The organism is Amycolatopsis sp. NBC_00345 (assembly GCF_036116635.1).
Lineage (GTDB): Bacteria > Actinomycetota > Actinomycetes > Mycobacteriales > Pseudonocardiaceae > Amycolatopsis.
On the sequence record NZ_CP107995.1, the window covers coordinates 3,089,394 to 3,100,373 of the forward strand.

Annotated in this window: 9 protein-coding genes; 5 read left to right on the forward strand and 4 right to left on the reverse strand. The window is 73.0% G+C overall.

Annotated elements, in window-relative coordinates; translation table 11 throughout:
• Positions 1-21: 21 nt before the first annotated feature.
• Both OG943_RS13900 and OG943_RS13905 read right to left on the reverse strand, forming a co-directional pair.
• Positions 22-732: an MBL fold metallo-hydrolase gene (locus OG943_RS13900; protein WP_328610165.1), complete on the reverse strand. Its 711-nt coding sequence runs from the start codon at positions 730-732 to the stop codon at positions 22-24.
• Positions 733-756: 24 nt separating this feature from the next.
• Positions 757-1,269: a DinB family protein gene (locus tag OG943_RS13905; RefSeq protein WP_328610166.1), complete on the reverse strand. Its 513-nt coding sequence runs from the start codon at positions 1,267-1,269 to the stop codon at positions 757-759.
• Positions 1,270-1,312: 43 nt separating this feature from the next.
• Here OG943_RS13905 and OG943_RS13910 point away from each other — a divergent pair, with 43 nt between their 5' ends.
• Positions 1,313-2,161, forward strand: coding sequence for a hypothetical protein (locus OG943_RS13910; RefSeq protein ID WP_328610167.1), 849 nt, complete (start codon positions 1,313-1,315; stop codon positions 2,159-2,161).
• A 216-nt stretch (positions 2,162-2,377) separates the two neighbouring features.
• Here the strand turns inward: OG943_RS13910 and OG943_RS13915 are convergent, their stop codons facing one another.
• Both OG943_RS13915 and OG943_RS13920 read right to left on the reverse strand, forming a co-directional pair.
• Positions 2,378-3,418 carry a FecCD family ABC transporter permease gene (locus OG943_RS13915; RefSeq protein ID WP_328610168.1) on the reverse strand — a complete coding sequence of 347 codons (1,041 nt, stop codon included), beginning with the start codon at positions 3,416-3,418 and terminating at the stop codon, positions 2,378-2,380.
• Positions 3,415-4,500: a FecCD family ABC transporter permease gene (locus tag OG943_RS13920; protein WP_442874714.1), complete on the reverse strand. Its 1,086-nt coding sequence runs from the start codon at positions 4,498-4,500 to the stop codon at positions 3,415-3,417. The genes OG943_RS13915 and OG943_RS13920 overlap by 4 nt, the downstream gene beginning before the upstream one ends.
• Before the next feature lie 69 nt (positions 4,501-4,569).
• Between OG943_RS13920 and OG943_RS13925 the strand changes: the two genes are divergently transcribed.
• From OG943_RS13925 to OG943_RS13940, 4 genes are all read left to right on the forward strand, one after another.
• Positions 4,570-6,261: an ABC transporter ATP-binding protein gene (locus OG943_RS13925; RefSeq protein ID WP_328610170.1), complete on the forward strand. Its 1,692-nt coding sequence runs from the start codon at positions 4,570-4,572 to the stop codon at positions 6,259-6,261.
• Positions 6,258-8,036, forward strand: coding sequence for an ABC transporter ATP-binding protein (locus tag OG943_RS13930; protein WP_328610171.1), 1,779 nt, complete (start codon positions 6,258-6,260; stop codon positions 8,034-8,036). Before OG943_RS13925 ends, OG943_RS13930 begins: the two co-directional genes overlap by 4 nt.
• Before the next feature lie 197 nt (positions 8,037-8,233).
• Positions 8,234-9,310, forward strand: a complete 1,077-nt coding sequence (locus OG943_RS13935) for an iron-siderophore ABC transporter substrate-binding protein (protein ID WP_328610172.1) — start codon at positions 8,234-8,236, stop codon at positions 9,308-9,310.
• 225 nt (positions 9,311-9,535) lie between these two features.
• Positions 9,536-10,909: an HNH endonuclease signature motif containing protein gene (locus tag OG943_RS13940; protein WP_328610173.1), complete on the forward strand. Its 1,374-nt coding sequence runs from the start codon at positions 9,536-9,538 to the stop codon at positions 10,907-10,909.
• Positions 10,910-10,980: the final 71 nt, after the last annotated feature.

A 10,980-nucleotide genomic window follows, 5' to 3' on the forward strand; every position in this document is an offset into this window, starting at 1 on the left:
GGGAAAACCGGGCCGGGTGTCTCAGCCGCCGAACATCCGGTGCCATTCGGCGAGCGAACGCGGCCGGAAGACGAAGTTCGTCTGCTTCACCGAAGACAGCGTCGCCGACGGTTCGGCCGAGTACTGGTGCCCCGGGTAGACCACCGGGTCGCCCGGCAGCGCCGCCAGCCACTGGAGGCTGCGGTAGATCGCGTCGGCGTCGCCGCCCGGGAAGTCGGTGCGGCCGCAGCCTTCGAGGAACAGCGTGTCGCCGGAGACGAGGCGGTCGCCGACCAGGAAGCACTGGCTGCCGGGCGTGTGGCCGGGGGTGTGCAGCAGGCGGATGCCGATCGAGCCGACCGTCAGCACGTCGTCGTGGTCGTGGGCGGTCAGGTCGGTGGCCGAGACGCCGGTGGCGCGGCGGACCCATTCGGCTTCGTCCGCGTTCACGTGGATCGGCACCGGGTCGACCGCGAGCAGCTCGGCGATGCCGGGCAGCGGCAGGCCCATCATCTCCCCGCCGACGTGGTCGGCGTGGTGGTGCGTGGCGAGCACGCCGGTGAGCCGCATGTCGTCGGCGGCGAGCACGTCCAGCAGGTCCCGCACCGCGTAGGCGGGGTCGACGAGCACCGCTTCCCCGGTCTCGCGGTCGCCGATCAGGTAGGCGAAGTTGACCATCTGCGTCGCGAGGGGGTCTCCCACCGCGAAGTCCCGGCCGGCGAGCAGTTGGCGGAAGTACAGCTGGTCTGCCATGCGGGGCAGCCTATCCGCCGCCGGTCACTCCCCCACTTCGCCGTCGGCCAGCTCGCGCAGCGCGTCGAGGTGGCCGACGTGCCGGGCGGTCTCCTGGACGACGTGGGCCAGCACCCAGCGCACCGTGAACTCCCCCGACCGCCTCGTCCGGTCGTCGGCGGCCAGCCCGGCCAGCGAGGCCGCCGAGTGCGCCCACTCCTCTTGGTAGGCGGCGACCACCGAGGCCGGGTCGTCTTCGGCCGCGACGTCCCAGCTCGGGTCCGGCGAGCCCATCCACAGCGAGGGCAGCGCCGCGCCGCCGGCCTCGACCGAGAGCCACCAGCGCTCGACCGCGATGAGGTGCTTCACCACCCCCAGCGCGCTCGTCCGGGGTGACGCCGGCAGCGGCGTCGCCACCGCCTGCTCGCGGGACAGCCCGGCGAGCTTGTTCACGGCCGTGGCCCTCAGGAAGTCCAGGAACCGCGTCTGGACGGTGAGCTCGTCGCCGCTCAGGGGGTCGGGCCAGGCCCGCTCGACACTCGAACTGCTGTTCGACATGGCGAGGAGCGTACCGCAGGCCGCCCGGCATAGGGTGGGGATCATGGTGTGGGGACTTCTATGCGCGTTGCTTTCCGCGGTGGCGTACGGCGTCGCGTCCGTGATGCAGGCCGTCGCGGCCAAGGCGGCGCCGGACGCGGGGGCGGGCGTGGACCCGCGGCTGCTGCTTCGCGTGCTGCGGCAGTGGAAGTTCGTGCTCGGCCTCGGCCTCGACGTCCTGGGCTTCGTCGCGCAGATCGCCGCGCTGCACGTACTGCCGCTGTTCGTCGTGCAGGCGGCGCAGGCCGCCAGCCTGGCCGTGACGGCGGTGGCCGCGCGGGTGTTCGGCGTGCGGCTCGGGGCTCGCGAGTGGACGGCCGTCGCCGTGGTGTGCGCGGGGCTGGCGCTACTCGGCGGTTCGGCCGCGAGTGAGGGCTCGAACGAGGTGGGGCTGGGCTTCCGGCTCGTGCTCGCGGGCGCCGTCGTGGTGCTCGGGCTGGCCGGCGTCGCCGCGGGCCGGGCGAGCCGGCGCGTGCGGACGCCGGCGCTGGGCCTGGTCGCGGGGCTGTGCTTCGGGGTCGTCGCGATCTCCGGCCGGGTCATGCCCAGCCTGGCGCCGCTGGACCTGCTCACCGACCCGGCGCTCTACATCGTCGCCGTCGCCGGCGGCCTGGCGATGCTGTTCTACGCCACGGCCCTGCAACGCGGCAGCGTCACCACGTCCACCGCGATGATGGTGCTCGGCGAAACCGTGCTGCCGTCGCTGATCGGCATCGTCCTGCTCGGCGACCGCACCCGGCCCGGCTTCGTCCTCGTCGCCGTCGCGGGCTTCGTCCTCGCCGTCACCGCGGCACTCGCACTCGCCCGGTTCGGCGAACCCGCACCGATCGAACAGCAGGCCACCGTCCACTGAGGCCGCGCCCGCGGCTCGCTCAGCCCGGATTCCGGCGGTGCGGCCCGCTCAGGCCGCCAGGCTTGCGGGCCGATCACCGGACCATCGCCCGGCTTCGTCCCCATCGCCGTCGCGGGCTTCGTCCTCGCCGTCACCGCGGCACTCGCACTCGCCCGGTTCGGCGAACCCGCACCGATCGAACCGCAGGCCGCCATCCACTGAGGCCGCGCCGCGCCGTCAGCCCCGGTTGCGCCGCCACTGGCTCGACAGCAGCCACATCAGGTACAGCCCGCCGATGGCGCCGGTCGCGATGCCGACCGGCAGGCCCTCCTCGCCGAAGACCAGCCGGGTCACCAGGTCGCTCGCCACGAGCAGCAGCGCGCCCATCAGCGCCGCCGACACCAGGGTGGGCCGCGCCGAGCGGGCCAGCCGCTTCGCCAGCTGCGGGGCCGCGAGCGCGACGAACGCGATCGGCCCGGCAGCCGCGGTGGCGACCGCGCACAGCGTGACGCTGACCGCGATCAGCACCATGCGGGTGCGTTCGACCGGCACCCCGAGGCCCTTCGCCGAGTCGTCGCCCATCTCCAGCAGCGAAAGCCGCCGGCCGTAACCGAAGGCGATCGGCAGCAGGATCACCACCGCGATCCCGACCGGCACGACCTCTTCCCAGCCGCGCCCGTTGAGCCCGCCGACCAGCCAGGCCTGCGCCGAGTACGCGTCCTGCAGGGACGCGCGCGTGATCAGGTACGAGTTGAACGCGGTCAGCATGGCGGCCACGCCGATGCCGACCAGGATCAGCCGGAACCCTTGCACCCCACGGCGGAACGCGAGCAGCCCGACCACCAGCGCGGTCAGCAGGCCACCGGCCAGCGCGCCGAGCGCCACCGACGAAGACCCGCCGTGCGCCAGCACGATCACCAGCAGCGCGCCGGTCGCCGAACCCTCGGTGAAGCCGATCACGTCCGGGCTGCCCAGCGGATTCCCGGACAAGCTCTGCAGCACCCCGCCGCTGACCCCGAGCGCGCCGCCGACCAGCAGCGCCACCAGCAGCCGCGGCAGGCGCAGCGTCGTCACGATGAACTCGGTCCCGGCGTCGCCGAAGCCGAACAGCGTCTTCACCACGTCGCCGAACGACAGCGGGTAGTCCCCGGTCGTCATACTCACCGCGCTCAGCAGGAAGACCAGTACGAACAGCACGATCCCGACGACCAGCGCGCGCGGCGCCACCCGGACCGAAACCCGGCCCGTACCAATCGGTTTTTCCTTCACCGCGTTCACAGGCGCGCCAGCTTCCGGCGACGGCACAGCGCGATGAACACCGGGGCGCCGAGGAACGCCGTCACGATGCCCACCTGCAGCTCTTCCGGCGGGTTGAGGATGCGCCCGAGCACGTCGGCGCCGATCAGCAGCACCGGCGAGAGCACCATCGAATACGGCAGCACCCACCGCTGGTCCGGGCCGACCATGATCCGCACGGCCTGCGGCACGGCCAGCCCGATGAACGCGACCGGCCCGATCGCCGCCGTCGACGCGCCGCACAGCAGCGTCACCGCGATCGCGCCGAGCACCCGCGTGCGGCCGATGTGCGCGCCGAGCGCCTTGCCGGTCTGCTCGCCGAGCGCCAGCACGTTCAGTGGCCGCGCGAGCAGCAGCGCCAGGATGATGCCGACCGCGATGAACGGCGAGACCTGCAGCAGCACGTCGCCGCGGCGGCCGCTGAGCGAGCCGACGTTCCAGAACCGGAACTGGTTGAAGGTGTCCGGGTCGATCAGCAGCACCGCGCCGATGTAGGCCTGCAGCACGGCGGTCAGCGCCGCACCCGACATCACCAGCCGGTCCGGCGTCGCGCCGGCCCGCCCCGCGGTGCCGAGCAGGTAGACGGCCACCGAAGCGATGGCCGCGCCGAGGAACGCGAACCAGACGTAGCCCAGTACCCCGGTCACCCCGGCGAACGCGATGGCCGAGACCACCGCCGCCGCCGCGCCGTTGTTGACGCCCAGCAGGCCGGGATCGGCGAGCGGGTTGCGCGTCAGCGCCTGCATCACCGCGCCGGCCAGGCCGAGCGCGGCGCCGACGAGCGCGCCCAGCAGCGTCCGCGGGATCCGCTGGTCGTGGATGATCACCGCGTCGGCCGAGCCGTCGTTGTGCCACAGCACCGACCAGGTGGACGCGAACGGGATGCCCTTCGAGCCGACCCAGATGCTGAGCAGCATGACCAGCACGAGCACGCCGGCCGCGCACAACAGGCCGGCGCCGCGCAGGGCCCGGGCTCGCGCGCGTGGTGCGGGCGGCGGATCCGCCCGCGGCACGGGCGGACTGGCGCTCACGACCACGAAACCTCCTGGGGACCGGGACCTCATCGGGAGCCGTTCTTAGACTAGCCTTACCTATCAAGACAGAGCGCAGGCGGGACTGATTGGAGGGCGCCGGTGACGACGGCTGCAGCGACCACCGGGCGGGACGTGCTGCGGAGCGCGATCGCCGGGCAGCGGAAGCCGGTGGTGCTCGCCTCCGTGCTGGCCGCCACCCACCAGGGCGGCGAGGCACTGGTGCCGGTCGTGATCGGCGTGGTGATCGACCGCGCCGTCGCGGACAGCTCCGTGCTCACGCTCGTGCAATGGCTGGGTGTGCTCGGCGTGGTGTTCCTGGTCCTGTCGTACAGCTACCGCTTCGGCGCGCGGGCGGCCGAACGGGCTTCGGAACTCGCCGCGCACGACATCCGGCTGCGGCTCAGCCGCCGGGTGCTGCACCCGCGCGGTGGCGCCGAAAACGGCGCGCTGGCGGGTGAGCTCGCGAGCGTCGGCACCTCCGACGCGCGCCGCGTCGGCATGGTCGACGCCGTGCTGCCGTTCGGGTTCTCCGCGCTCGCCGGGCTCGTGGTGAGCGCGGTGGTGCTGCTGCGGATGTCCGTGCCGCTCGGGCTGCTCGTGCTGCTGGGCACGCCGCCGCTGCTGTTGCTGGCGCACCTGATCGGCAAGCCACTGGAACGGCGCAGCGAGGTGGAACAGGAGCGCGCGGCCCACGCTTCGGGCGTCGCGACCGACCTCGTCGCGGGCCTGCGCGTGCTCAAGGGCATCGGCGCGGAGCCCGCCGCGGTCGCGCGGTACCGCCGGACCAGCCAGGACTCGTTGCTGGCCACGGTGAAGGCGGCCCGCGCGCAGGCCTGGCACAACGGCGCGCTGCTCGCGCTGACCGGCATCTTCATCGCCCTGGTCGCCCTCGTCGGCGGCAACCTCGCCGCGAACGGCGACATCACCATCGGCGACCTCGTCGCGGCGGTCGGGCTCGCCCAGTTCCTGCAGACGCCGTTCTCGATTTTCGCCTGGGTCAACGGGCAGCTGGCCCAGGGCCGCGCCTCGGCCGGCCGGGTCGCGGCCGTGCTGAACGCGCCGCTCGCCGTGCCGGACGGCGAGGCCGGCCTGCCCGCGCCCGCCGGCGGCCGGGTCGAGCTTTCCGGTGTCACCCAAGGAAAGCTGCGCGGGCTCGACCTCGCCGTGCCACCCGGCCAGCTGCTCGGCGTGGTCACCACCGACCCCGCCGCGGCCACCGACCTGCTCGACTGCCTCGGCCGGTTCACCGACCCGGCGGCGGGCACCGTGCGGGTCGACGCCGCCGACCTGTCCACAGTGGACCCGGACCGGGTCCGCGAGGTCGTGCTCGTCGCCGCGCACGACGCCGACCTGTTCGAGGGAACCCTGGAGGAGAACGTGCGAGCGGGAGCGACCGGACTGTCCGACGGCGTGCTGTCCGCCGCGGCCGCCGACGAGGTGGCGAGCACGCTGCCCTCGGGCACGGCCACGGCGGTCACCGAGCGCGGGCGGTCGCTCTCGGGCGGGCAGCGGCAGCGCGTCGCGCTCGCCCGCGCGCTCGCCAGGGACGCCCCGGTGCTCGTGCTGCACGACCCGACCACGGCGGTGGACACGGTGACCGAGGCCCGCATCGCCGACGGGGTCGCCCGGCTCCGCCGCGGCCGCACCACGATCGTCGTCACCACCAGCCCGGCGCTGCTCGCGGCCACCGACCGAGTGGTGCTGCTCGAGGACGGCCGGGTGGTCGCCGACAGCGACCACGCCGGGCTGGTCCGAGAGCGCGCCGACTACCGCGCGGCGGTGCTGTCATGAACGACGCTGTCACGACCGGCCGTGAGCTCCTGCCGACGGCCGGCGGCCCCCGGATCCGCGCCGTGCTCGGCGACCTGATTCGCCGTTCGAAGGGCCGCGCGCTCGGCTCGTTCGCCTTCATCGTCGGCGCCACGGCGGTCGGCCTGCTCACCGCGCCGCTGCTGGGCCGGGTCGTCGACCTGGTCGCGCAGCACCGGCCGGCGACGGACCTGGTCACCCCTGTGGTGTCGCTGGTGCTGGTCGCGGTGGTGTCGGCGATCGCGACGGCGCTGGGCGTGTCGATGCTCGCCCGGCTCGGCGAGACGATGCTGGCCGACCTGCGCGAGCGGTTCGTCGACCGCGCCCTGAGCCTGCCGCTGGAACAGGTCGAGAAGGCCGGCTCCGGCGACCTGACCACCCGCGTCACCAACGACGTCTCAGTGGTCGCCGAAGCCGTGCGCGAGGCGCTGCCGGAGCTGGGCCGCTCAGTGCTGACGATCGTGCTGACACTCGGCGCGATGGCCTTGCTCGACTGGCGGTTCCTGGTCGCCGCGCTGCTGTCCGTGCCGATCCAGCTGCACACCGTCCGCTGGTACGTGCGGCAGGCGAAGCCGCTCTACGCCGCGCAGCGCGCCGCTGTCGGCTCGCAGCAGCAGCAGTTGCTGGACACCATCGGCGGCGCCAAGACCGTGCGCGCGTTCCGGCTGGCCGACCAGCACGTGGAGCGCGTCCGGGCCCGGTCCGAGGGCGCGGTGGAGCTGGCGTTGCGCGGGATCCGGCTGGTGACACGGTTCTTCGGGCGGCTGAACCTGGCCGAGTTCATCGGCCTGTCCGCCGTGCTCGCCGCGGGTTACCTGCTGGTGGGCGCGAACCTGGCGACGGTCGGCGTCGCGACCGCCGCCGCGCTCTACTTCCACAGCCTGTTCGGCCCGATCAACACCGCCCTCGCACTGGTCGACGACGCGCAGGCGGCGGCCGCGAGCCTGGCCCGGCTGATCGGCGTCGCCGACCTGCCCGCACCGGCCGAACCGCAGCGGCCCGGGCGGCCGGTGGACTCCTCGGTCAAGGCGACCGCGGTCGGTCACTCCTATGTGGACGGTCACCCGGTGCTGCGGGAGGTCGACCTCGACCTCTCCCCCGGCGAGCGCGTCGCGCTGGTCGGCGCGAGCGGCGCCGGGAAGACGACGCTGGCGAAGCTCGTCGCCGGCATCCACCGGGCCAGTTCCGGCGCGGTGTCGCTCGGCGGCGTCCCGCTCGACGAGCTGGGCCCGGCCCAGACCCGGCGCACGGTCGCGCTCATCAGCCAGGAGGTGCACGTCTTCAGCGGCACCCTGGCCGACGACCTGCGCCTCGCCCGCCCCGAGGCGAGCGACGAGGAGCTGCGGGCCGCGTTGACGGCCGTCGGCGCGCTCGGCTGGGCCGAGGCCCTGCCGGACGGGCTCGCGACCGTCGTCGGCGAGGGCGGGCACCAGCTCACCGTCACGCAGGCGCAGCAGCTCGCCCTGGTCCGCCTGGTGCTGGCCGACCCGCCGGTGGCGATCCTGGACGAGGCCACCGCCGAGGCGGGCAGCGCGGGCGCGAAGACGCTCGAAGCGGCCGCGGCGGCGGCGCTGTCCGGACGGACCGGGCTGGTCGTGGCGCACCGGCTCACCCAGGCGGCGGCGTCGGACCGGATCGTGGTCCTCGACGCGGGCGCCGTGGTCGAGACCGGAACGCACGACGAGCTGGTGGCCGCGGGTGGTGCGTACGCGACGTTGTGGGCCGCCTGGTCGGGGCAGCGCGAAGTCACGACGTGAGCGCTGTACGCGACGTTGTCGCCGCTTGGTCTGGGTAGCGAGCCGCAACGTGAGCCGTACGCGACGTTGTGGCCGCTTGGCCGGGGTAGCGAGCCACAACGTGAGCGGCGCCGCAGCCGTCATCCTTGCGTCGGCGGCCGAGAACGTCTTAGGTTAGCCAAACCTGATTAATCGAGATCGACCGCAAAGGACCGATGATGGCCCGCTTCCCCCTTCTGTCCGCCGTGCGCGGGCGCGCCCGGATCGCCGGGGCGCTGACCTCGGCGCTCCTGCTGGCCGGCGTGCTCACGGCCTGCGGTTCCGGCTCCGACACCGCGGCCGCGCCGGGCGGGTCGTCCGGCGCCACGGACCCGGGCGCGTTCCCGGTCACCATCGACCACAAGTACGGCTCGACGAAGATCGAGAAGGCGCCGCAGCGGGTGGTCACCGTCGGCCTCACCGAGCAGGACGCGCTGCTGGCCCTCGGCGTGGTCCCGGTCGGCACCACGGAGTGGCTGGGCAACTTCCCCGGCGCGGTCGGCCCGTGGGCCAAGGACAAGCTCGGCAACGCGCCGCTGCCGACCGTGCTGAAGGACTCCGACGGCCCGCAGTTCGAGAAGATCGCCGCGCTGAAGCCGGACCTGATCATCGGGCTGTACTCCGCGCTGACGCAGGAGCAGTACTCGACGCTGTCGAAGATCGCGCCGACGATCGCGCAGCCCAAGCAGTACAACGACTACGGCATCCCGTGGCAGGAGGCGACGAAGACGGTCGGCAAGGCGGTCGGCAAGGCCAAGGAGGCCGACCAGCTGGTGCAGGGCGTCGAGGACCAGTTCGCCAAGGCGCGCTCGGCGCACCCGGAGTTCGCCGGCAAGACGGCCCTGATGGCCACGCAGTACGACGGCTACTTCGTCTACGGCAGCGAGGACCCGCGCTCCCGCATCCTGACCGACCTCGGTTTCAAGCTGCCCGCGAACCTCGACCAGGCCATCGGCGACAAGTTCGGCGCGAACATCAGCGCCGAGCGCACCGACCTGCTGAACGTCGACGCGCTGGTCTGGATCGTCGACACGATCGCCAACGGCCAGGCCACCCTGGCGAAGGACAAGCTGTACTCGGGCCTGAACGTCGCGAAGCAGAAGCGCGAGGTCTTCATCGAAGACTCGAGCACCTACGGCAGCACGACGTCGTTCGTCAGCGTGCTGAGCCTGCCCTACCAGCTGGAGCGCCTCGTGCCCCAGCTCGCTGCGGCCGTGGACGGGAACCCGGCCACCGAGGTGAAGCCCGCCGGCTGATCCGTCCACACTGGACAGTTCGGCTGCTTCGACCAGCCGGGCCTCGGCGTCCTCGAGATTTCACCGGTCGGCCCCTGCCAGGCAAGCTCTCCGCCCGCCCGGCAGGGGCCGACCGGTGTTTCGCGGGAGGTACGGGGTGGCGCCGGGGTGCGGCCGTCAGCGGAGCCTTGACGTGTAGCCATGTGGGTGACGACCATACGTTCGATTCGCCGGTATTCTTGCTGGGTGAGTACCACCACGGGCACCCGCGAGGCATGGCAGCTTCCGGATGCGGAACTGGCCACGCTTCTCCTGGCGTGCGAGGAAAAACTGCGCCGCGGTCAGGCGGAAATGCTCGGCCTCGTCGGCGAGGCCGGGCGGCGAGGGCTGGGCAAGACGCTGGGATTCAAGGACACCACCGCGCTGCTGCGCGAGACGCTGCGGATCTCGTCCCGCGAGGCCGCCACCCGGATCGCCCACGCACACGCGACCACACCATCCACCTCACCAACCGGGGCGCCACAACCAGCATCGCTGGCAGCGACCGGACAGGCCCTCGCCGACGGCGTGATCAACCGCGAACACGTCCAGATCATCGTGACCCTGTTCGCCACCTGCCCGGCCGCGATCAACGCCGAAACCCGCGCCACCGACGAAGCCACCCTGATCGCACTGGCCACCCACGCAGCCCCCGAAGCCCTGCGCACCGCCGGACGGCGCCTGCTGGCCTACTGGGACGACCACACCACCCCACCCGACGACCGGCAACGCCGCGACCTGCACCCGACGCGACGACTGCACATCACCCACCGCCCCGACGGCAGCGCCCGCTTCACCGGCGAACTCGACCCCGACACCACCGCCGTCCTCGACGGACTGCTCGGCCCCCTGGCCAAACCCCGCCCCCACCCCGACACCCACGATCCCGGCACCCACGGCCCCGGCACCCACGGCCCCGACCCGCGCAGCACGGCCGAACGCCGCGGCGACGCCCTCGCCGACATCCTCGAACTCGCCGCCCGCTGCGACGACCTGACCGTGCAAGGCGGCGAACGAGCCGTGATGATCGTGACCGTCACCCTGGCCGACCTCGAAAGCCGCCTCACCCACACCCTGTCCACCACCCCCGGCATCGGCACCCCCGACGCACTACGCCGACACGCCTGCGAAGCAAAAGTCGTACCCGCCATCTTCGGCACCGACGGCCAGCCCTTGCACCTCGGCCGCACCACCCGACTGGCCACCCCCACCCAACGCCACGCCCTGACCCTGCGCGACAAAGGATGCGCCCACCCCGGCTGTGATCGCAGCCCGAAATGGTGCACCGTCCACCACGTGATCCCCTGGGCACAGGGCGGACCCACCAACCTCACCAACCTCGTCCTGCTCTGCCCCACCCACCACCGGCTCATCCACCACAGCGGCTGGACCATCCAGATGCGCCACGGAATCCCCGAATTCCTCCCACCACCCTGGCTCGACCCCCACCGCACACCCCGACGCAACCACATCCACGACACCACACCACCACGCCACCGACCGGCCCAGCACACCTGGCACCGGCGACTCCACTACGGACGGACAACCGACCCCTCGCAGACACCCACGAGGACGCAATGAACCGCCGAGCCAACCCCACCGGGAGCCAACCCCACCACCGGCAGCCAGGACGTCCGCGGCGACCTGCCGCC